Raw genomic sequence first — 19,678 nt, 5'->3', positions numbered from 1 at the left:
CCCCCTGAATTTTATTCTCAAGTTAGATATCGCCACCCAACTTTAAACCTTGAGAATTTTACACAGGGAATGATGTTGCAAATTATCTCAAAGCAAAATTCTTAACATCACTGGTTAAACCGGCGACGCATGAATCAGCAACCGCATATTCATCCGCAACCCGGTCCCGGTGTTCTGCGCCCAAAGCTTTCCGCCTTGACGCTGCACCGCGTTCCTGGCGATGCTCAGCCCCAGGCCAAACCCACCGTCCCCCGGCCGTGAGCCGTCGAGTCGGGTGAAGGGCAGGAAAATCCGCTCCAGATCCTCTTCCGCCACGCCACTCCCCTGATCTTCCAGCCACAGGTGCCAGTAATCACCATCACGCCGTCCGCCGAGATGAACAACGCCACCGCTGGGCGAATGCCGAATCGCATTGCGCAGAATGTTTTCCAGGGCCTGGGCCAGGGTGTTGAGGTGTCCTCGAACCCAGCAGGATGCATCCACCGTGCATTGCAGCCGAGTATCAGGCCAACCGCTTTCATAGCAAGCATTCTCCGTGAGCATCTCCCACAGCGCCTGGATCTGGATCGCTTCGTCGGGCAAGCGGGTGCGCTCGGTGTCCAGCCAGGCGAGCTGCAGCGTGTCTTCCACCAGGCGCTGCATGCCATCGACCTCCCGGCCGATGCGTTCGCGCAATAGCTCCAGCCCCTGCTCACTTTCACTGGCCACCCGCAAGCGGCTCAGGGGCGTACGCAATTCGTGGGACAGGTCGCGCAGCAGTTGCTGCTGCAACGCCACGGTACTTTGCAGGCGTTCAGACATGTGATCGAACGCCCTTCCCAGCTCACCCAGTTCATCCGAACGATTGGTGGTCCGGCTCGAGAGCCTTACGTTCAGTTGATCGGCACGCCAGGCATTGGCCTGCGCGCGCAAGTGATTGAGCGGCACCACCAGCAGGCGGTACAGCCCGACGCACAGCAACAGGGTGAACAATCCCGGAATCAGCCCGTTGGTGATCACTCGCCAGAACAGCCGGTAGTGCCCGGGAACGAAGCGCTCGGGCAACTCGATCACCAGGCTGCCGGCGGAAGGGTCACCGGGAAACGGCACACGCATCCAGGGCCGGCCCTTCTTGTGGACGGGCCAATCCAGGCCGCGCAAAAAAGTCAGGCGTTCGACTTCCTTGTCCGTCAGCGATTGGTTGCTCAAGGACTGCAAATCCGCGCCGATGACACCCACCCAGCCTTTTTCCCGCTGATGCATGCCTTGCAACCATTCATCGACACCCGCGCTCTGCGTCTGTTGCCATGCCTGCTCGGCCTCGGCGGCATAGCGTGTCAGGGTGCCCCGCGCTTCATCCGAGAGGAACTGGTTGCGCACTTCCATGTAGCGGCCCCAGGACCAACTGAGCCAGATCATCAGCAGACAGAACGCCACCAATAGGCAAGCAAGCTTCCAGAACAGCGAATGCCTGCCCGGCAAGTTACATTTCATCGGCGGCGCTCAGTATGTAGCCCTTGCCCCAGACCGTGCGCACTTCGCGCTCGGTGTAGCCAATGGCCTTGAGCTTGCGGCGGATCTGGCTGATGTGCATGTCGAGACTGCGATCATGCGCCGCGTAACCGCGCTGCAGCACCTGCTGATAAAGGAAGGCTTTGCTCAAGACTTCGTCGGCGCTGCGGTGCAGTGTCTCCAGCAATCGATACTCGCTGCGGGTCAGCCCGCCCGCCTGTTCGCCATAAAACACCTCGAAGCTTTCATCGTCGAAACGCAGGCTGTCCATCGAAGGGGCTGGCACCGCGGGGACGGGACGGCGGTCGAGGGCCACCCGCCGCAGAATGGCTTCGATACGCACCCGCAATTCCACCATGCTGAAGGGCTTTGGCAGGTAATCGTCGGCCCCCAGGCGAAAGCCGCTGATGCGGTCGGCCTCGGCACCGAGGGCCGACATCAGCAACACCGGGGTGGTATGGCTCTGGCGCAATTGGGTCAGTACCGCCAGACCGTCCATGCCCGGCAGCAGAATATCCATCAGCACCACGTCGAAAGGTTGCCGCCGGGCCATGTCCAGGCCTTCCTGGCCGTTCTGGCACCAGGTCACCTGGAAGCCGCTGCGGTCCAGATGCTCATGCACGTAGGCGCCCAGCACGAGGTCGTCTTCGATGGACAGGATTCGGGGGAGGCTGGCAGTGATGGGAGTCATGACTATCTGCAAACAATTCTCAGTTGAATTGATTATTCAAGATTGCTTCGCCAGGGGCAACCCACCGCTTGGCTGTAGTACCAATGAGCTGCGCGGGCCGACGAATGGCAGCACCATTTTTACGAAGATTGCCCGCGAGCAAATCGCTACACTGCGCAAGTGCTGCATGGCGGATATTCGTGCAGGTCTATGAATAGCGGGATGCAGGAGAGATGCGTGCTCAAGAAACTGGGAATCAAAGGCCGCGTGCTGTTGCTGACCCTGTTGCCGACCAGCCTGATGGCGTTGGTGCTGGGAGGGTATTTTACCTGGATGCAACAGGCTGACCTGCAAACCCAACTCATGCAGCGCGGAGAAATGATCGCCGAGCAGTTGGCTCCCTTGGCGGCGCCAGCCATGGGCCATCAGGACAACGAACTGCTCGAACGCATCGCCACCCAGGCCCTGGAACAAACCGACGTACGGGCCGTGACCTTCCTGGCTCCTGACCGCACGTTGCTGGCCCACGCCGGCCCGACCATGCTCAACCAGACGCCTTCCGGCAGTGGCATGCAGATGCTGCGCCGCAGTGGTAACGATGCGACCCGCTATCTGCTGCCGGTGTTCGGCAAACACCGCAACCTGGCCGGAGACGTGATTCCCGAGGAAGCCGACCGCCTGCTGGGCTGGGTCGAACTGGAGCTGTCCCATAACAGCATGCTGTTGCGCGGTTACCGCAGTCTGTTCGCCAGCCTGATGTTGATCGCAGCCGGACTGACAGGTGCGGCACTGCTGGCCCTGCGCATGGGTCGCACGATCAACCGGCCACTGAGCCAGATCAAGCAGGCCGTGGCGCAACTCAAGGACGGCCATCTGGAAACCCGCTTGCCGCCCCTCGGCAGCCAGGAGCTGGACGAACTGGCCTCCGGCATCAATCGCATGGCCGGCACCCTGCAAAACGCCCAGGAAGAATTGCAGCACAGCATCGACCAGGCCACCGAAGACGTGCGCCAGAACCTGGAAACCATTGAAATCCAGAACATCGAGCTGGACCTGGCGCGCAAGGAAGCCCTGGAAGCGAGCCGGATCAAATCCGAGTTCCTGGCCAACATGAGTCATGAAATCCGCACACCGCTCAACGGCATTCTCGGCTTCACCCACCTCTTGCAAAAAAGCGAGCTCACCCCACGCCAGCTCGACTACCTGGGTACCATCGAAAAATCCGCCGACAGCCTGCTGGGCATCATCAACGAGATTCTCGACTTCTCGAAAATCGAGGCCGGCAAGCTGGTGCTCGACCATATTCCGTTCAACCTGCGCGACCTGCTGCAGGACACCCTGACCATCCTCGCCCCCGCCGCCCACGCCAAGCAGCTGGAACTGGTCAGCCTGGTGTACCGGGACACGCCGCTGTCCCTGGTCGGCGACCCGCTGCGGCTCAAGCAGATCCTGACGAACCTGGTGAGCAACGCGATCAAGTTCACCCGCGAAGGCACCATCGTCGCCCGCGCCATGCTCGAAGAAGAGCACGAAGACACCGTGCAACTGCGCATCAGCATTCAGGACACCGGCATCGGTCTGTCCAACCAGGACGTGCGCGCCCTGTTCCAGGCCTTCAGCCAGGCCGACAACTCGCTGTCGCGGCAACCCGGCGGCACGGGCCTGGGCCTGGTGATTTCCAAGCGCCTGATCGAACAGATGGGCGGCGAGATCGGCGTCGACAGCACGCCCGGGGAAGGGTCGGAGTTCTGGATCAGCCTGAGCCTGCCGAAAACCCGTGACGATGCCGAAGACCTGCCCGCCGCGCCTCTGCTCGGGCGCCGGGTAGCGGTGCTGGAAAACCACGAACTGGCCCGGCAGGCGTTGCAGCATCAACTGGAAGACTGCGGTCTGAGCACCACGCCGTTCAATACCCTGGAAAGCCTGACCAATGGCGTCACCGCCGCCCACCAGACCGATCAGGCGATCGACCTCGCCGTGCTCGGCATCACCAGCAACGACATGCCGCCGGAACGCCTCAACCAGCACATCTGGGACCTCGAACACCTTGGCTGCAAAGTGCTGGTGCTGTGCCCGACCACGGAGCAGACGCTGTTCCACCTTTCCGTGCCCAACCCCCACAGCCAGCTCCAGGCGAAACCGGCCTGTACCCGCAAGCTGCGACGTTCCCTGTCTGACCTGGTCAGCCCGCGCCCGATGCGCAGCGAGCCGGGCGAACCGGTGTCCAGCCGTGCACCGAAGGTACTGTGTGTCGATGACAATCCGGCCAACCTGATGCTGGTGCAGACCCTGCTCGAAGACATGGGCGCCAAGGTGCTCGCGGTGGAAAGCGGTTATGCCGCCGTCAAGGCGGTACAGAACGAGACATTCGATCTGGTATTGATGGACGTGCAGATGCCCGGCATGGACGGCCGCCAGAGCACCGAGGCGATTCGCCAGTGGGAAAGCGAACGGCATTGCACGCCGTTGCCGATCGTGGCCCTCACCGCCCACGCCATGGCCAACGAAAAACGCGCACTGCTGCAAAGTGGGATGGACGACTACCTGACCAAACCGATCAGTGAACGACAATTGGCTCAGGTGGTACTGAAGTGGAGCGGCCTGGCACTGCGCAATCACAGCCCGGAGCGCTCCGGCGATGGGCACGGCGGCGCCCATGACCTGTTGGTGCTCGACCACGAGGAAGGATTGCGCCTGGCCGCCGGCAAGGCTGATCTGGCCGCAGACATGCTGGCGATGCTGCTCGCCTCCCTGGAGGCGGACCGCGAAGCCATCCGTCTGGCTCAGCAGAGCAATGACCACAACGCCCTGATCGAACGGGTCCATCGGCTGCATGGCGCGACGCGCTATTGCGGCGTACCGCAATTGCGTGCGGCCTGCCAACGCAGCGAAACCCTGCTCAAGCAACAGGATCCGAAAGCCAGCGTGGCACTGGACGAGCTCGACCGGGCGATCAATCGCCTGGCAGCCCACGCGCGAATGAACGCTTGATGCAGCGCAATCGCGGGAATCAAATATCAGCGTAAGCTCACCACCTACTCTGTAGGAGCTGGCTTGCCAGCGATGAGGACTTGAAACCCACCGCAGTCTTTGAGGCCCTCATCGCCGGCAAGCCGGCTCCTACAAGAACGAGGCAAAGAGGAAATCATGCGTACGATTCTTTTCAGCAGCCAGAACTACGACATCGACAGCTTTCTCGCGGCCGGGCAACCGGCCGGCATCGAGCTGCAATTTCAGCCGGCGCGCCTGAGCCTCGACACGGTAGCGCTCGCCCGAGGGTATGAAGCGGTCTGCGCGTTCATCAATGATGACCTCAGCGCGGCAGTGCTCGAGCGCCTGGCCGCTGGAGGCACGCGCTTGATCGCCCTGCGCTCGGCGGGTTACAACCACGTCGACTTGCCAACGGCAAAACGCCTGGGACTGGCCATCGTACGCGTCCCGGCCTATTCGCCCCACGCCGTGGCCGAACATGCAGTAGCGCTGATCCTCGCACTCAACCGCCGCTTGCCCCGCGCCTACAACCGCACCCGCGAAGGGGATTTCAGGCTGCAGGGGCTGACCGGTTTCGACCTGGTGGGCAAGACGGTCGGCGTAGTCGGCACCGGGCAGATCGGCGCCACCTTCGCCAAAATCATGAACGGTTTTGGCTGCCAGTTACTGGCCTATGACCCCTACCCCAACCCGCAGGTCGAAGCCTTGGGCGCGCGCTACCTGAGCCTGCCACAACTGCTGGCCGAATCGCAGATCATCAGCCTGCACTGCCCGCTCAATGAGCAGAGCAAGCATTTGATCAACCGTGAATCACTGGCGCACATGCAGCCCGGCGCGATGCTGATCAATACCGGACGTGGCGGCCTGGTGGACACTCCGGCGCTGATCGACGCGTTGAAAGACGGTCGCCTCGGCTATCTGGGGCTGGACGTGTATGAGGAGGAGGCGCAACTGTTCTTCGAGGATCGCTCCGACCTGCCGCTGCAAGACGATGTGCTGGCCCGGTTACTGACCTTTCCTAACGTGATCGTCACCGCGCACCAGGCCTTTCTGACCCACGAAGCACTGGACGCGATTGCCGCCACCACGTTGCGCAACATCGTCGCCTGGGTGGCGGGCACGCCGGAAAACCTGGTCACGGGAGACTGAAACGGATCGAAGGTCATCGGCCTGCGCGATGCGGCATGCAAGCCCGTGCTAGCATATCGCGCATATTTGGAGGACCCATGGTCGAACACGATTTCCGCTACAGCCTGATGAACCCGCAACACACCCTCACCGAATGCCGTGCCCTGGTGCCGGGGCGTTATCAGGTCACCGGCAACGGTGGCTCGATTCGCAACAACGACGTGCTGGTCGTGACCCTCAAGGGCGCCAAGGACTTGTCCATGCGCCTGACCGTCGAAACGGTTCGCCACCTGATCAATCCGCCCGGCCAATGGGTCGCGGTGGCCAGCGGCCCGGTGTTCGGCGAACTGGCGATCCATACCTGGCAAGTGAACTGCGACAGCTGCGCCAAAGCGCTGAGCTTCGAGTTCGCCGTCGACGCCAAGCTGGGCAACAAGGCCGAAAAACCTGCCGCCACCGCGCGCATTGCCGAGCTGGGCTGGACCACCGTCGGCGAGAAACACCTGTGCCCGAAATGCCAGGAGCCTGCGTGATGAAACGCCTCGCCCTGAGCGCGATGGCCGGTGCCAGCCTGCTGGGCTGCGCCGCCGAGCCGGTGCAGCTTGAACACAATCGCAGCTACATCCTGGAGTGGATCGGCGAGCGGCCGCTGATGGACTACAGCCACCTGACCATCACGCTCGGTGAAGATGGCCGGGCCTACGGCAATGGCGGCTGCAACCACTGGTTCGCGCCGTACACCCTGGAGGGCGACAAACTGACCTTCGGCAAAATCGGCAGCACCCGCAAACTGTGCGCGCCGGCGCTGATGGAGCAGGAAAAACGCTTCCTGCAGGCCCTGGAAAACGTCCAGCGCTGGGACGTCTCCCCGATCGAGCAGATCCGCTTCTGGCCAGCCGAAGGCAAGCCGCTGCGTTGGTGGCTTGAGGAAGGTTGATCGCCCCCGTTCCAATCCAGGTGATACCTGTGGCGAGGGGGCTTGCCCCCGCTGGGCTGCGAAGCAGCCCTAAACTCAGCCACAGCGCTTAATCAGATTCACGGTTTACGACTGCTACGCAGTCGAACGGGGGCAAGCCCCCTCGCCACAAAAAGCCCGCTCGCCAGCAGTAAATACAATCCTCTGATCAATTCTTCGCCTGCAACGCCTCAAGCTTGGCCATCACCCCCGCCGCCGTCTGTTCACCCATCAACTGCTCACGCACCTTGCCCTTGTCATCGATGATGTACGTCACCGGCAATGCCTCGCTGCGCGGCAATTCGAACAATTCGGCAGGGTCCTGGGCCAACACCGTGAACTTGATCCCCAGTTTCTCGCTCGCGCCCTTCAGTTCCTGCCCCTGGACGTTGTCGAAGTTAACCCCGAACACACCGATTTTCTTGTCCTTGAGTTGTTCGGCCAGGGTGTTCAACTCCGGGATTTCGGTACGGCAGGGTCCGCACCATTCTGCCCAGTAGTTGAGTACCAGCCATTTGCCATCCAGTCGATCGGCGGCGATCTTGTGGCCGTCCTGGTCGATGCCATAGTCATTCCCGCAGCCCCCCAGCATCAACGCTCCGATGATCGCCAATGCTGCTGCCAGTCGCCTTGTCATGTCGTGTTCCTTGTCAAAAATTGAATGCGCCTGCGACCCATCGCCTCTCACGGTTCTGGATTGCGCGCTGCACAGTTAGAATAGCTGCCACCTTACGCAAGATGCGACCCGCTCATGACCGATCTGACGCTTTATCACAACCCGCGCTGCTCGAAATCCCGCGGTGCGCTCGAACTGCTTGAAGCCCGTGGCCTGACCCCGACCGTGGTGCGTTACCTGGACACTCCGCTGGACGCCACGCAAATCCAGCACCTGCTGGGCAAGCTGGGGATCAGCGCGCGGCAACTGCTGCGCACCGGCGAGGACGAGTACAAGACCCTCAATCTGGCCGACGGCAGCCTGAGCGAAGCGCAATTGATCGCCGCCATCGCCGCTCACCCGAAACTGATGGAGCGACCGATTCTCGAAGTCGGTGACAAGGCCGTCATCGGTCGTCCACCGGAGCAGATCCTGGAACTGTTGCCATGAGTGCACCTTACATTCTGGTTCTGTACTACAGCCGCAGCGGCTCGACCAACGAAATGGCCCGGCAGATCGCCCGTGGTGTCGAACAGGCCGGGCTTGAGGCCCGCCTGCGCACGGTGCCAGCGATTTCCACCGAGTGCGAAGCCGTTGCGCCGGAGATTCCCGACGAAGGCGCGCTGTATGCCAGCCTCGACGACCTGAAGAACTGCGCCGGCCTGGCACTCGGCAGCCCGACCCGCTTCGGCAATATGGCCGCGCCGCTCAAGTACTTCCTCGACGGCACCAGCAATCTGTGGCTCACCGGCGCCCTGGTGGGTAAACCGGCCGGCGTATTCACCTCCACCGCGAGCCTGCACGGCGGCCAGGAGACGACCCTGCTGTCGATGATGCTGCCATTGTTGCACCACGGCATGCTGATCACCGGCCTGCCGTACAGCGAATCGGCACTGCTGGAAACCCAGGGCGGCGGCACGCCCTACGGCGCCAGCCACCACGCCGGTGCCGACGGCAAAAGCGGCCTGGATAGCCATGAAGTGGCTCTGTGCCGCGCGCTGGGCATGCGCCTGGCCAAGACTGCACAGAAACTGGAGAGCTGAAGTGGCCAGGAAGCCGAAGATTCTCCCCGCCATTGACTGGCTCGAGCCGCGGGTGCGGGCGATGCGCGTCATCAGCCTGCTGTGCTTTTTGGGGTTGGTGGGCCTGCTGTGCGTCTACTACCTGCTGATCGCCGACCTGCATGGCGCCCGGCCATGGGTGATTCTGCTGATCGAACTGGTGCCACTGCTGATACTGGCGCCGGGCATGATCGTCGGCAGTCCTCGCGGGCATTCATGGATGTGCTTTGTGGTGAACCTGTATTTCATCAAGGGCGCATTGGCCGCTTATGACCCGAACCGGCAAATCTTCGGCTTGCTGGAGATGGGCGCAAGCCTGGCGGTGTTTTGCTCGGCACTGTTGTATGTGCGCTGGCGTTATCAGTTGAACCGCAAGCTGGCGGGTGAAGGCGAGATTTCCGTCGCCTGATCAGTCGCCCTCGCGAGCAAGCCCGCTCCCACAGGGGGATTTGTGAACGCCACAGATCCCATGTGGGAGCGGGCTTGCTCGCGAAGGGGGCGACTCGGTCTTAATGATTCACTGTGTAGGCCAGCATCATCGAAATCTGGCTCATCGGCCGCCCGCCACTTTCCACATGCCACTGGTTGAACACGTCCTGCACCAATGCCAGGTCGCGCAGACTGCTCGGCACCTTGTCGATGATGTCTTGCGCATTCAAAGCCGCGACCACGTCGTAGCTCGGCACAAAGGTGTCCTTGCCGATCATCCGCAGGAAGCGCGGGGCTGACAGGCCACCCAACTGATGCCCGCGTTTTTTCAGGAAGGTCCAGAGCCCGACGATATCGGTCACCGGCCAGTCGGCGATCAGTTCGCCGAAGCTGCCCTTTTCATGGGCCACGTCCAGTATGAACTGCGCATTGCGCGGCACACTCTTGAGCTTGCCCAGGTGACGGATGATCCGCGTGTCCTGCATCAGCCGCTCAAGGTGCTCGGCGCTCATCAGCACGACTTTTTCCGGGTCGAACCCGAAGAACACTTCTTCGAAGGCCGGCCACTTGGCGTCCACCAGGCTGTGCTTGAGCCCGGCGCGGAATACCCGTAGCGCCATCATCGAGAGGTAGCGATCGTCGCTGATCTTGCGCAATTGCGCCGGGGTTTTGGGAACGGGCAGATGGGCTTCCAGTTCAGCCGCTGAACCGAAGCGGTTCAGACAGTATTCATTGAGCCACTTGTAATCACGCATGCCCTCTCCTGAGGATTGAAACGAAAACCTGAGTGGGAGCGGGCTTGCTCGCGAAGGCGGTGCGTCATTCAACATTGATGTCGACTGACACTACGCATTCGCGAGCAAGCCCGCTCCCACAGTTTTAATCAGAGGTTGACCACGTTGACGAAGCGCGATGCAGCGCTTTCGTCGATCTTGAGGCTGGTGAAGTCAAACAGGTTGCGGTCCGCCAGTTGCGACGGGATCACGTTCTGCAGGCTGCGGAAAATGCTCTCGGTACGGCCCGGGGTCTTGCGTTCCCAGTCCTGCAGCATTTCCTTGACCACCTGACGCTGCAGGTTTTCCTGGGAACCACAGAGGTTGCACGGAATGATCGGGAATTGCTTGAAGTCCGAGTAGGCCTGGATGTCTTTTTCGTTGCAGTAGGCCAGCGGGCGGATCACCACGTTTCGACCATCGTCGGCGCGCAGCTTCGGCGGCATGGCCTTGAGCGAGCCGTTGAAGAACATGTTCAGGAAGAACGTTTCGACGATGTCGTCGCGGTGGTGACCCAGGGCCATCTTGGTCGCGCCAATTTCATCGGCAAAGGTGTAGAGCGTGCCGCGACGCAGGCGCGAGCACAGCGAGCACGTGGTCTTGCCTTCCGGAATCAGCTCCTTGACCACCGAATACGTGTCTTTCTCGACGATGTGGTACTCGATACCCAGCTCTTTCAGATAGGCCGGCAGCACATGTTCCGGGAAGCCCGGCTGCTTCTGGTCCATGTTCACGGCCACGATCTCGAACTTGATCGGCGCGACCTTCTGCAAGTGCATCAGCACATCGAGCATGGTGTAGCTGTCCTTGCCACCGGACAGGCAGACCATGACCTTGTCGCCGTCTTCAATCATGTTGAAATCGGCAACCGCCTCACCGGCCTGTCGGCGAAGGCGCTTTTGCAGTTTGTTCTGGTTGACCGTGAGAGTGCCCATGACGCGAAATCCGTGAGGTGTGACGAAAGGCGGGCATTTTACGCAAAAACGCCTCAAGGGCGAAGTGCAACGCCAAAAGGGCTGCCCGGCACAGACCCGGTGGCGATTAACATGGGGGTTTACAGCGCGATTTGCTCTAAAGCCCCTACTCCACCCGGGGAAACTCCTCCCTATACTGCGACATAAGGTCGCTTACAAATTTCAGACCTGTGACTTGCTTGGCCGCATTGGCCCGTAGGCGCTCCACTGGGGGGCGACGGTAAAGACAAGAGGAGTGACTGGCATGATCCATCACGTAGTGGGGCTCTTCACCCACCCTGACCAAGAATGGAAAGAAATCCGTGGCGACCAGGAGGAAAGCATCAGCCACATGTACCTGACCCATACGCTGATCCTGGCGGCCATTCCCGCCGTGTCTGCCTTTATTGGCACCACACAGGTCGGCTGGGTCATCGGCAATCGGCCTCCCGTGATGTTGACCGTAGAAAGCGCGATATGGATGACGGTCATGTCGTACCTGGCGATGCTCGGGGGTGTCGCGGTAATGGGCGCATTCATTCACTGGATGGCCCGCACCTATGACGCCAACCCAAGCCTGGCCCGCTGCATTGCGTTTGCAACCTACACCGCGACCCCCTTGTTCATCGGCGGCCTCGCGGCCCTGTACCCGCACTTGTGGCTGGGGATGATCGTCGGCACCGCAGCCATCTGCTACACGGTGTACTTGCTGTATGTGGGCTTACCGACGTTCATGAACATTCCATCTGACGAGGGCTTCCTGTTTTCAAGTTCTGTGCTCGCCGTAGGCCTGGTGGTGCTGGTCGCCATCATGGCGTTCACTGTGATTGTCTGGGGACTCGGCGTGGGGCCGGTCTACACCAATTAGCCGCTCATCACCGAAAATCAGAACTGCCGACAAAGGCCGCCGCGAGGCGGCCTTTTCATTCTTCAGCAACGAGAAAGCCCACGACCATTCGGCGACCTGGTGATTCGCAAGGCCCGAGGGTTGCGGCATACTCGACCGCTCTGGAGATCCATCAAGCATGCCCGAGCAACTCAATTCCCGCGTCGAAGACTGTTTCCAACTAGCCGAATCCTTTTTCAAACGACCTTTCAAGCGCCCTGTGGTGAGCCTCAAGCTGCGCGGACAAAAAGCCGGTGTCGCGCATTTGCACGAGAACCTGCTGCGCTTCAACCCGCAGCTGTACCGGGAGAATACCGAGGATTTCCTCAAGCAGACCGTGGCCCATGAAGTCGCGCACCTGATCGCCCACCAGCTGTTCGGCGACCGCATCCAGCCCCATGGCGAAGAGTGGCAGTTGATCATGCGCGGCGTGTACGAACTACCACCCAACCGCTGCCACACCTATGACGTCAAACGCCGTAGCGTGACTCGTTACATTTACAAATGCCCGTGCGCCGACAGCGACTTCCCGTTCTCGGCCCAGCGCCACAGCCTGGTGCGGCAAGGGCGGCGGTACCTGTGCCGGCGGTGTCGCAACACCTTGGTGTTCAGTGGGGAGATGCGGGTCGAGTAGCGAGATTTGCGGTGGCTGTACTGGCCTCTTCGCGGGCAAGCCCGCTCCCACAGGGGACCTCCGGTATGGCATAGATCCAATGTGGGAGCGGGCTTGCTCGCGAAGAGGCCGAAGCAGACGCTAGAGAATCACCTTGGCTCGCCGCAATTCAGCAATCCGCTCAGCACCAAACCCCAACTCCCCTAACACCTGATCCGTATGCTGCCCCAGCGCCGCGCCGATATGCTTCGGCTCAGGCAAGCCCTCTGAAAACTTCAGCGGACAAGCCATCTGCGCCTGGGTTGAGCCATCGTCCCGCGGCACCTCGGTCACCAACTCCCGCGCTTGCAACTGCGGATGACACAGCGCTTCTCCCAGGCTCAACACCGGTTCGACGCACGCATCCAGCTCAGCGAACAGCGCACGCAACTCGGCAAAATCATGCTTTTCAAATTCGACCCTCAACGCGTCCTTTAGCTGTTTCTGGTGCGCCGGTTGCGGTGACAGGCCGAGGCCAGCCAGTTCCTCCAGCCCCAATGCCGTGCACAACTGCTTCATGAACACCGGCTCCAGGCTGCCCACCGACAGCCAACGCCCATCCCGGGAGCGGTAGTAATCGTAAAAACTGCCGCCATTGAGCACCTGGTTTTCCGGCCCCGGCTCGACGCCACAGGCCAGATATCCGGCACCCGCCAGCGCATTCAGGCTGAACGCGCAGTCGGTCATGCTGACATCCAGGTGCTGGCCCTGACCGGTTTGCTGCCGGGCGATGACCGCCGCCAGCAAGCCAATCACCCCGTGCAGCGAACCACCGGCGACATCCGCCACCTGCATGCCCAACGGCAGAGGCCCACTGTCGGCTCGGCCGGTGTAACTCGCCAGCCCGGACAAGGCCAGATAGTTGATGTCATGGCCGGCGCGGTCCTTGTAGGGGCCGGTCTGGCCGTAGCCGGTGATCGACACGTAAATCAGTTTTGGGTTGATCGCCTTCAGGACGTCATACCCCAGGCCCAGTCGCTCCATGACACCGGGGCGAAATTGCTCCAGCACGATGTCGTAGTCCTGCAACAGCTGCTTGATGACATCCAGCGCCTCAGGCTGTTTGAGGTCCAGGGCGAGGCTGCGCTTGTTGCGGTTGAGGTAGGCATGACTGGCCGATACCCCTTGATCGTGGGGTGGCAACACCCGCAGCAGATCCAGGCGGGTCGGTGATTCGATGCGCAGCACTTCGGCGCCCATGTCCGCCAGCAGCAACGAGGCGAACGGCCCCGGCAGCAGTGTCGAGAAATCCAGAACTTTGAGTGATGCCAATGGACCGAGCATGAACGTTCTCCCTTAACAATGCCTCCAGCCTAGGCAGCCAACGACATTGCAGCAATCACCTTATGCGCCACTTGCAATGACCGTTACGCTCAAACGCCGGGCATGAAAAAACCCGCCGAAGCGGGTTTTTCATTACAACAAGGCTTACTTGGCGTTCGTCGGGGTTGCCCCTTCGACGTGGCCCAAAACATCGTCTTTAGGCTCGTCGGCGATGCCGCGACCGCCCGAGGCCAGTTCCGCTTGCAGCACGTCGGTGTCCAGTTCCTTGACCCACTTGGCCACAACGATGGTCGCCACGGCGTTACCGATCAGGTTGGTCAGGGCACGGGCTTCGGACATGAAGCGGTCGATACCGAGGATCAGCGCCAGGCCGGCAACCGGCAGGTGGCCGACGGCGGACAGGGTGGCTGCCAATACGATGAAGCCCGAACCCGTTACACCGGCGGCGCCTTTGGAGGACAGCAACAACACCACAAGCAGGGTGATCTGGTGCGTGATGTCCATGTGAGTGTCAGTTGCCTGGGCAATGAACACCGCGGCCATGGTCAGGTAGATGGCAGTACCATCGAGGTTGAACGAGTAACCGGTCGGGATCACCAGACCCACGACGGATTTCTGCGCGCCCAGACGCTCCATCTTGACCAGCATGCGTGGCAGCACCGATTCCGAAGAAGAAGTGCCGAGCACGATCAGCAGCTCTTCACGGATGTAGCGGATCATCTTCAGCACGCTGAAGCCATGCATGCGAGCGATGGAGCCCAGCACGATCAGGATGAACAGCAGGCAGGTGATGTAGAAGCACGCCATCAACTGACCCAACTGCACCAGCGAGCCGACACCGTAGGCACCGATGGTGAAGGCCATGGCACCGAAGGCACCGATCGGCGCGAGCTTCATGATCATGTTGATGATGTTGAACATCACATGGGCGAAGCGATCGATGAAGTCCAGCAGCGGCTTGCCGTAGGCACCCAGGCGATGCAGGGCGAAACCGAAGATCACCGAGAACATCAGCACTTGCAGGATGTCGCCCGTGGCGAATGCGCCAACGATGGTGGCCGGAATCACGTTGAGGAGGAAGCCGATCACACTTTGATCAGCACCAGCCGCTACGTAGGTAGCGACTTTGGAGGCATCCAGGGTGCTTACGTCGATGTGCATGCCAGCGCCTGGCTGCACGACGTTGACCACGACCAGACCCACCAGCAAAGCGATGGTCGAAACGATTTCAAAGTAAAGGAGTGCGTAACCGCCAGTCTTGCCGACCGCTTTCATGTCCTGCATGCCGGCGATACCGCTGACGACGGTGCAGAAGATGATCGGGGCGATGATCATTTTGATCAGTTTGATGAACCCGTCACCCAGCGGCTTTACCGCCACACCGAGCTGCGGATAGAAGTGACCGAGCAAAACACCGATGACAATTGCAACGATCACCTGGAAATACAGGGATTTGTACAGTGGCTGACGAGTCGTCATTGCAAAGTTCCTCAAGGGTGTCCGGTGACAACATCCAACTGTTGCCCGCAACACCGCAATTGCGAACCCTCCTGCACTGGAGGGATTTGTTTTTTCGAGCTGCGCAACGGCAGGCATCTGCTCGTTGTATCGCAAGGCCCGTGCCACCTTCCGTAAAAACCCTGCAAGCCTTTTGATATCAGGGGTTGCAGCGAATTCCCTGTCACCGGGCGGTTACAACGGTGTGGCGGATTTCCGCCCTTCCACTAAAAGTCGTCCTGCAATTTGGCGGATATCCGCCCTGTTCATACCCGCAGTGCCCAGCTACCATCCGTCGTTCAACGGTCAGGCCTGCTGCCATGCGCGAACGCACCATCGCCAGTCATTTCGCCCGCGCCGCCCTGGGTGGTGCACGTCGGCACGGCTACGATTATTCGGGCCTGCTACAACAACTGGGAATCAGCCCCGAGTTGCTCGACGAACCCCGGGCGCGCATCACTCCAGAGCAATTCACCCAACTGATTCAAGCCTTATGGTTGGCACTGGACGACGAGTACCTGGGCTTCGGGCAAGCCCCGAGCAAACCGGGCAGCTTCGCGATGATGTGCCATGCCGTGATCCACTGCCGCAGCCTGGATAAGGCTCTCAATCGCGGCTTATTGTTTTATAGCCTATTCCCCGGGACTCCGCGTTTGACCCTGACTCACGAGGACGAATGGGTCCGCCTGAGCCTGGATGACTCGCAGCTTTGGGACCCGGACCACTTTCTGACCGAGGCCCTGCTGGTGATCTGGCACCGCTTCGGTAGTTGGCTGATCGGCCAGCGCATTCGCCTGGAGCAGGCCACGTTCAGCTACCCCCGACCGGAACACGGCGCCGAGTACGACCTGCTGTTTTCCTGCCCGCTTGAGTTTTCACGCCCTCAGAGCAGCCTGTTGTTTCACAGCCGCTACCTGGCCATGCCGCTGTTGCAGGATGAGCGCACTCTCAAGCATTTTCTTGAGCACTCCCCGGCAAACCTGCTTTCGCGTCCGGATGACGGCGACAGCCTGAGCAGCCGTTTACGCCGCTTGCTGAGCCGAGACAGTTCACGCTGGCCCGACCTGGAAGCCGTGGCCGCACACCTGCACATCAGCCCGCAAACCTTGCGCCGGCATTTGCGTGACGAGGGCACGAGCTTTCAGGAATTGAAGGACCAGTTGCGCCGGGACATCGCGATTTACCACCTGAGCCGCGCCGACCTGTCGTTGCAACAGATCGCCGAGCAATTGGGGTTTTCCGAACCGTCGGCGTTTCACCGGGCGTTCAAGAAGTGGACCGGGCTGACACCGGGGGCTTATCGGGCGCAGGAACACTGATTTCCAAGGCCGAGTTTTTGCTGTCTCCACTGGCCTCTTCGCGAGCAAGCCCGCTCCCACATTTGGCCCTGTTCCGTCAGAGGGAACGCGGTCGAATGTGGGAGCGGGCTTGCTCGCGAAGAGGCCAGTAGAAGCACAATCAAACTCCAGGTTAAACCACCGGAAAATGAATCCGGAACGCCGCCCCGCCCATCGGTGAATCCCCCAGGGTCAGCTGGGCGCTATAGCTCTCGATGATGTCCTTGACCACTGCCAGACCGATGCCCTGCCCCGGATGCTGACGGTCCAGGCGCTCACCGCGCTCGAGAATCCGTGCGCGCTGATCCGGCGGTACGCCAGGGCCGTCGTCCTCGACACACAACTCGGTGCCACTAAGGGTTTCACGCACGCTGATGCGTATTTCGCCGAGGCACAAGCGATAGGCGTTTTCCAGCAGGTTACCCATCATTTCCAACAAAGCGCCCTGCTCGATCGGTACATGGCAAGGGTCGGGCAGGTCGAACGCAACGTGCACGCGCTTGTCGCGATAGACCTTGTCCAGTGTGTCGCACAGACTTTTCAGCACCGGGTGCAAGTGCACCTGATGACGTACCAGACCGCTCTTGCGCAGGCTGGCGCGCTGCAACTGGTAGCTGATCTGCTGGCTCATGCGCTCGATCTGGGTTTGCAGCACCCAGGCCTGATCGCGATCCTCCGGACGCTGGGCCATGTCTTCACTAACGCCCTGCAACACCGCCAGTGGCGTTTTCAGGCTATGGGCCAGGTCATCGAGGGAATCACGGTAGCGACTGCGCTGCTCACGTTCACTGTGCAGCAAACGGTTGAGGGAGCCGGTCAGGCGTAGCAATTCCCGGGGATGCTCCTCGCTGAGGCTTTCGCGGGTACCACCTTCGATCTGGTCCAGCTCCTGACTCAAGCGCCGCAATGCCTGCAAGCCCCAGGTCAGGCCGATCCACAGCAATGCCAACAGCACCAGGAGTGCCGCACCAAAACCCAGATAGAGATTTTCCCGCAGGCCTTCGAGGGTCAGTTCGTACTCGCGAACCGGTTGCAGGGCCACGATGCTGAAGGCTGCACTTTTGCCGCCGAGCAACTTGACCTCGACGTCGTAGACGAAGAATTCCTGGCCGTTGGCTTCGCGGATGCGCGCAAACTCGTTGCCACGTCCGTCATAGCGTGGCTTGTAATTGATGCGTTCTTCCCGGGTTGCCTTTGAGCGCCAGACCAGATGCCCTTCACGGTCATAGATATAGCCGAGCAGTCGGCTGTCGGTGAGGTTGAAACGTTCGTCGGGCAATTGCGCCGGCATCTGCAGGCTGTTGTTCTCCACCCGGGCGGCGGAGATCAACGTGGTCACGTCCGATGCCAGACGCTGCTCGATGGAGTCCTGCAACGCCAGGCTGAAGGCGCCCTGCATCGCCGGCAACAACGCCAGCATGAACAACACCGCCAACAGCGTGGCGGCGAGCATCAAGCGAATGCGCAGCGAACGGATCAAGTGCAACGCTCATTGAACAGATAGCCCAGGCCGCGCACGGTGTCGATCGGCTTGAAGCCGCCCGGCCCCTCCAGCTTGCGGCGCAGACGGCCGACCAGCACCTCGATCACATTCGGATCACGCTCGTCGTCATCCGGGTAGAGCTGTTCCATCAAGCGGTCCTTGGGCACCACTTGCTGATGGTGGCGCATCAGGTATTCGAGAATGCGGTACTCATACGCGGTCAGTGCCAGGGGTTGTTCGTCGAGGGACGCCTGTTTGCGATTGAGGTCCAGCAAAAGCGGGCCAGCGACGATGGTCGACTGGGTGAAACCGCTGGAGCGGCGCAGCAAGGCATTCAGGCGAGCGTCCAGTTCTTCGAACTGGAACGGCTTGACCACGTAATCGTCGGCGCCGGCGGCCAGGCCTTCGACCTTGTCCTGCCAGTTGCCGCGCGCGGTGAGGATCAGGATCGGGAAAGTCTTGCCACCTGAACGCAACTGGCGGATCAGGTCGAGCCCGCTCATGCCCGGCAGACCGAGGTCGATCACCGCCAGGTCAAAGTTGAATTGCGCGGTCTGGTACAGCGCCTCCTCGGCGTTGGCCACGGACTCGACCACGTGGCCGCTCTCCGTCAGGCGGGTTTTCAGGTGATGACGCAGCAACGCTTCATCTTCGACGACCAGCAGTTTCATAACACTCTCCCGGGCAACTCAACATCTCCAGAGGCGCAACTTCGCACCTCAATAGCTAACATGGCAACGCCGGATCAGTCACTCGGACCGATCCGGCGCAGGCCGCTCACGAAACGCTTGTCAGAAAGCGTAGTTGGCGGACAGGTAGGTCTGGGCGCTGCTGGTCAGGTCCAGCGAACCCTGCTTGCTGCCACCGCGCTCACTCATCTCGGTGCTGGCGTTGCTGCGCAGGTAACGGTAACCCAGTTCAACCGAGGTGTTCTGCGAAACCTGTTGCAGCACCCCCACCTGGCCACCGATGGCGTAGCCGATATCGCTGTCGCGGCTGAAACCTGACGACTCCTGGGTCATTTTGGTCAGGCCCGCCGTGGCGCCGCCGAACAATTTGGTGCTGCCGCCCACCGGGAAGAAAAGATCGTAGCTGCCCAGGAGGTTTTCCTGACGCAGTTTAATGCCGTTGTGCGAGCCCGACACGTTGTCGTAAGTGGCGTAGTAACGGCCCTGGCTATTCTGCTGGCCCAGACGCACACCCCAGGTGGTGTCCTTGCCGATCACACCATCGGCGTTCGGGTGATTGAGGTTGTCGTTCAGTGCGTGGGATTTTTTGACCTTGTCGCTGGTCTGTCCAAGAGTAAGGCTGGCGAAGTTGTCGTCGGACGCGAAGGCTGCGGTGCTAGCGCCCAGAACCGTGAATGCCAGAAGCAGTTTTTTGAATGCAGTCATTGGGGAGTTTCCTCATGTGCCGTTTGTTTTTTGGGTACG

At 60.9% G+C, this 19,678-nt stretch carries 21 protein-coding genes; 11 read left to right on the top strand and 10 right to left on the bottom strand.

The genetic code is table 11. From position 1 onward, the window contains the following. Positions 1 to 114 precede the first annotated feature (114 nt). Both AB7M25_RS07650 and AB7M25_RS07645 read right to left on the bottom strand, forming a co-directional pair. Entirely contained in the window at positions 115 to 1,473 is a 1,359-nt protein-coding gene (locus tag AB7M25_RS07650; RefSeq protein ID WP_429388523.1) for a histidine kinase sensor domain-containing protein, read from the bottom strand. Beyond that, positions 1,463 to 2,182, bottom strand: a complete 720-nt coding sequence (locus AB7M25_RS07645; RefSeq protein ID WP_104449055.1) for a response regulator transcription factor — start codon at positions 2,180 to 2,182, stop codon at positions 1,463 to 1,465. The genes AB7M25_RS07650 and AB7M25_RS07645 overlap by 11 nt, the downstream gene beginning before the upstream one ends. Here AB7M25_RS07645 and AB7M25_RS07640 point away from each other — a divergent pair. The 5 genes from AB7M25_RS07640 to AB7M25_RS07620 all read left to right on the top strand — a co-directional run bounded on the left by AB7M25_RS07640 (position 2,181) and on the right by AB7M25_RS07620 (position 7,217). Next, positions 2,181 to 2,375, top strand: a complete 195-nt coding sequence (locus tag AB7M25_RS07640) for a hypothetical protein (protein ID WP_429516608.1) — start codon at positions 2,181 to 2,183, stop codon at positions 2,373 to 2,375. The genes AB7M25_RS07645 and AB7M25_RS07640 overlap by 2 nt on opposite strands. Positions 2,376 to 2,398: 23 nt before the next feature. Then, the gene (locus AB7M25_RS07635) at positions 2,399 to 5,152 is read left to right on the top strand and encodes a response regulator (protein ID WP_429388519.1); all 2,754 of its coding nucleotides are present in this window, start codon (positions 2,399 to 2,401) and stop codon (positions 5,150 to 5,152) included. A 156-nt stretch (positions 5,153 to 5,308) separates the two neighbouring features. Then, positions 5,309 to 6,301, top strand: coding sequence for a 2-hydroxyacid dehydrogenase (locus AB7M25_RS07630; RefSeq protein ID WP_454237137.1), 993 nt, complete (start codon positions 5,309 to 5,311; stop codon positions 6,299 to 6,301). 77 nt (positions 6,302 to 6,378) lie between these two features. Beyond that, the gene (locus AB7M25_RS07625) at positions 6,379 to 6,813 is read left to right on the top strand and encodes a hypothetical protein (protein WP_015096451.1); all 435 of its coding nucleotides are present in this window, start codon (positions 6,379 to 6,381) and stop codon (positions 6,811 to 6,813) included. Next, positions 6,813 to 7,217, top strand: a complete 405-nt coding sequence (locus tag AB7M25_RS07620; RefSeq protein WP_095963697.1) for an META domain-containing protein — start codon at positions 6,813 to 6,815, stop codon at positions 7,215 to 7,217. The genes AB7M25_RS07625 and AB7M25_RS07620 overlap by 1 nt, the downstream gene beginning before the upstream one ends. Before the next feature lie 187 nt (positions 7,218 to 7,404). On the opposite strand, the gene AB7M25_RS07615 is transcribed toward AB7M25_RS07620, so the two are convergent. Continuing rightward, a complete protein-coding gene (locus AB7M25_RS07615) occupies positions 7,405 to 7,872 on the bottom strand; it encodes a TlpA disulfide reductase family protein (RefSeq protein WP_104449059.1) in 468 nt (155 codons plus the stop codon). Between the two features lie 114 nt (positions 7,873 to 7,986). Here AB7M25_RS07615 and arsC point away from each other — a divergent pair, with 114 nt between their 5' ends. From arsC to AB7M25_RS07600, 3 genes are read left to right on the top strand one after another with little or no spacing between them, the layout of a single operon-like run. Next, entirely contained in the window at positions 7,987 to 8,340 is a 354-nt protein-coding gene (gene arsC, locus AB7M25_RS07610) for an arsenate reductase (glutaredoxin) (RefSeq protein ID WP_104449060.1), read from the top strand. Then, a complete protein-coding gene (wrbA, locus tag AB7M25_RS07605; RefSeq protein ID WP_104449061.1) occupies positions 8,337 to 8,933 on the top strand; it encodes an NAD(P)H:quinone oxidoreductase in 597 nt (198 codons plus the stop codon). The genes arsC and wrbA overlap by 4 nt, the downstream gene beginning before the upstream one ends. 1 nt (position 8,934) lies before the next feature. Next, positions 8,935 to 9,360: a DUF2069 domain-containing protein gene (locus tag AB7M25_RS07600; protein ID WP_429388511.1), complete on the top strand. Its 426-nt coding sequence runs from the start codon at positions 8,935 to 8,937 to the stop codon at positions 9,358 to 9,360. A gap of 100 nt (positions 9,361 to 9,460) precedes the next feature. Here the strand turns inward: AB7M25_RS07600 and AB7M25_RS07595 are convergent, their stop codons facing one another. Together AB7M25_RS07595 and ttcA are read right to left on the bottom strand one after the other, a co-directional pair. Beyond that, positions 9,461 to 10,135 (bottom strand): DNA-3-methyladenine glycosylase I, encoded by a 675-nt coding sequence (locus AB7M25_RS07595; protein ID WP_429386340.1) that lies wholly within the window; start codon positions 10,133 to 10,135, stop codon positions 9,461 to 9,463. A 128-nt stretch (positions 10,136 to 10,263) separates the two neighbouring features. Then, on the bottom strand, positions 10,264 to 11,088 hold the full coding sequence (gene ttcA, locus AB7M25_RS07590; protein ID WP_015096458.1) for a tRNA 2-thiocytidine(32) synthetase TtcA: 825 nt from the start codon (positions 11,086 to 11,088) through the stop codon (positions 10,264 to 10,266). Positions 11,089 to 11,371: 283 nt separating this feature from the next. On the opposite strand from ttcA, the gene AB7M25_RS07585 reads away from it, so the two are divergent. Both AB7M25_RS07585 and AB7M25_RS07580 read left to right on the top strand, forming a co-directional pair. Beyond that, on the top strand, positions 11,372 to 11,974 hold the full coding sequence (locus AB7M25_RS07585) for a Yip1 family protein (protein WP_015096459.1): 603 nt from the start codon (positions 11,372 to 11,374) through the stop codon (positions 11,972 to 11,974). A gap of 157 nt (positions 11,975 to 12,131) precedes the next feature. Then, complete coding sequence (locus AB7M25_RS07580) at positions 12,132 to 12,626, top strand: SprT family zinc-dependent metalloprotease (RefSeq protein WP_007980095.1); 495 nt, start codon at positions 12,132 to 12,134, stop codon at positions 12,624 to 12,626. A gap of 120 nt (positions 12,627 to 12,746) precedes the next feature. On the opposite strand, the gene AB7M25_RS07575 is transcribed toward AB7M25_RS07580, so the two are convergent. Both AB7M25_RS07575 and AB7M25_RS07570 read right to left on the bottom strand, forming a co-directional pair. Beyond that, positions 12,747 to 13,928, bottom strand: a complete 1,182-nt coding sequence (locus tag AB7M25_RS07575) for a CaiB/BaiF CoA transferase family protein (RefSeq protein WP_429386336.1) — start codon at positions 13,926 to 13,928, stop codon at positions 12,747 to 12,749. Between the two features lie 144 nt (positions 13,929 to 14,072). Further along, complete coding sequence (locus AB7M25_RS07570; RefSeq protein WP_429386334.1) at positions 14,073 to 15,407, bottom strand: dicarboxylate/amino acid:cation symporter; 1,335 nt, start codon at positions 15,405 to 15,407, stop codon at positions 14,073 to 14,075. 338 nt (positions 15,408 to 15,745) lie between these two features. Between AB7M25_RS07570 and AB7M25_RS07565 the strand changes: the two genes are divergently transcribed. Continuing rightward, on the top strand, positions 15,746 to 16,744 hold the full coding sequence (locus AB7M25_RS07565) for an AraC family transcriptional regulator (RefSeq protein ID WP_454237136.1): 999 nt from the start codon (positions 15,746 to 15,748) through the stop codon (positions 16,742 to 16,744). A 151-nt stretch (positions 16,745 to 16,895) separates the two neighbouring features. Here AB7M25_RS07565 and AB7M25_RS07560 read toward each other — a convergent pair whose 3' ends face one another. From AB7M25_RS07560 to AB7M25_RS07550, 3 genes are all read right to left on the bottom strand, one after another. Then, positions 16,896 to 18,242, bottom strand: a complete 1,347-nt coding sequence (locus tag AB7M25_RS07560) for an ATP-binding protein (RefSeq protein ID WP_218479517.1) — start codon at positions 18,240 to 18,242, stop codon at positions 16,896 to 16,898. Continuing rightward, on the bottom strand, positions 18,239 to 18,916 hold the full coding sequence (locus AB7M25_RS07555) for a response regulator transcription factor (RefSeq protein WP_218479515.1): 678 nt from the start codon (positions 18,914 to 18,916) through the stop codon (positions 18,239 to 18,241). Before AB7M25_RS07555 ends, AB7M25_RS07560 begins: the two co-directional genes overlap by 4 nt. 120 nt (positions 18,917 to 19,036) lie before the next feature. Next, on the bottom strand, positions 19,037 to 19,639 hold the full coding sequence (locus AB7M25_RS07550) for a hypothetical protein (RefSeq protein WP_454237135.1): 603 nt from the start codon (positions 19,637 to 19,639) through the stop codon (positions 19,037 to 19,039). Positions 19,640 to 19,678 lie beyond the last annotated feature (39 nt).

It is taken from the genome of Pseudomonas sp. AP3_22 TE3818 (genome assembly GCF_053628995.1).
The sequence above is the reverse complement of the archived record's forward strand: the minus strand, read 5'-3'. Positions and strand labels throughout refer to the sequence as shown.

Excerpts from the sequence above, each read along its gene's own strand:
- AB7M25_RS07650 (WP_429388523.1), bottom strand. The coding sequence starts at position 1,473 with ATGAAATGTAACTTGCCGGGCAGGCATTCGCTGTTCTGGAAGCTTGCT.
- AB7M25_RS07640 (WP_429516608.1), top strand. The coding sequence starts at position 2,181 with ATGACTATCTGCAAACAATTCTCAGTTGAATTGATTATTCAAGATTGC.
- AB7M25_RS07645 (WP_104449055.1), bottom strand. The coding sequence starts at position 2,182 with ATGACTCCCATCACTGCCAGCCTCCCCCGAATCCTGTCCATCGAAGAC.
- AB7M25_RS07630 (WP_454237137.1), top strand. The coding sequence starts at position 5,309 with ATGCGTACGATTCTTTTCAGCAGCCAGAACTACGACATCGACAGCTTT.
- AB7M25_RS07625 (WP_015096451.1), top strand. The coding sequence starts at position 6,379 with ATGGTCGAACACGATTTCCGCTACAGCCTGATGAACCCGCAACACACC.
- AB7M25_RS07620 (WP_095963697.1), top strand. The coding sequence starts at position 6,813 with ATGAAACGCCTCGCCCTGAGCGCGATGGCCGGTGCCAGCCTGCTGGGC.
- AB7M25_RS07615 (WP_104449059.1), bottom strand. The coding sequence starts at position 7,872 with ATGACAAGGCGACTGGCAGCAGCATTGGCGATCATCGGAGCGTTGATG.
- arsC (WP_104449060.1), top strand. The coding sequence starts at position 7,987 with ATGACCGATCTGACGCTTTATCACAACCCGCGCTGCTCGAAATCCCGC.
- wrbA (WP_104449061.1), top strand. The coding sequence starts at position 8,337 with ATGAGTGCACCTTACATTCTGGTTCTGTACTACAGCCGCAGCGGCTCG.
- AB7M25_RS07595 (WP_429386340.1), bottom strand. The coding sequence starts at position 10,135 with ATGCGTGATTACAAGTGGCTCAATGAATACTGTCTGAACCGCTTCGGT.
- ttcA (WP_015096458.1), bottom strand. The coding sequence starts at position 11,088 with ATGGGCACTCTCACGGTCAACCAGAACAAACTGCAAAAGCGCCTTCGC.
- AB7M25_RS07585 (WP_015096459.1), top strand. The coding sequence starts at position 11,372 with ATGATCCATCACGTAGTGGGGCTCTTCACCCACCCTGACCAAGAATGG.
- AB7M25_RS07580 (WP_007980095.1), top strand. The coding sequence starts at position 12,132 with ATGCCCGAGCAACTCAATTCCCGCGTCGAAGACTGTTTCCAACTAGCC.
- AB7M25_RS07575 (WP_429386336.1), bottom strand. The coding sequence starts at position 13,928 with ATGCTCGGTCCATTGGCATCACTCAAAGTTCTGGATTTCTCGACACTG.
- AB7M25_RS07570 (WP_429386334.1), bottom strand. The coding sequence starts at position 15,407 with ATGACGACTCGTCAGCCACTGTACAAATCCCTGTATTTCCAGGTGATC.
- AB7M25_RS07565 (WP_454237136.1), top strand. The coding sequence starts at position 15,746 with ATGCGCGAACGCACCATCGCCAGTCATTTCGCCCGCGCCGCCCTGGGT.
- AB7M25_RS07555 (WP_218479515.1), bottom strand. The coding sequence starts at position 18,916 with ATGAAACTGCTGGTCGTCGAAGATGAAGCGTTGCTGCGTCATCACCTG.
- AB7M25_RS07550 (WP_454237135.1), bottom strand. The coding sequence starts at position 19,639 with ATGACTGCATTCAAAAAACTGCTTCTGGCATTCACGGTTCTGGGCGCT.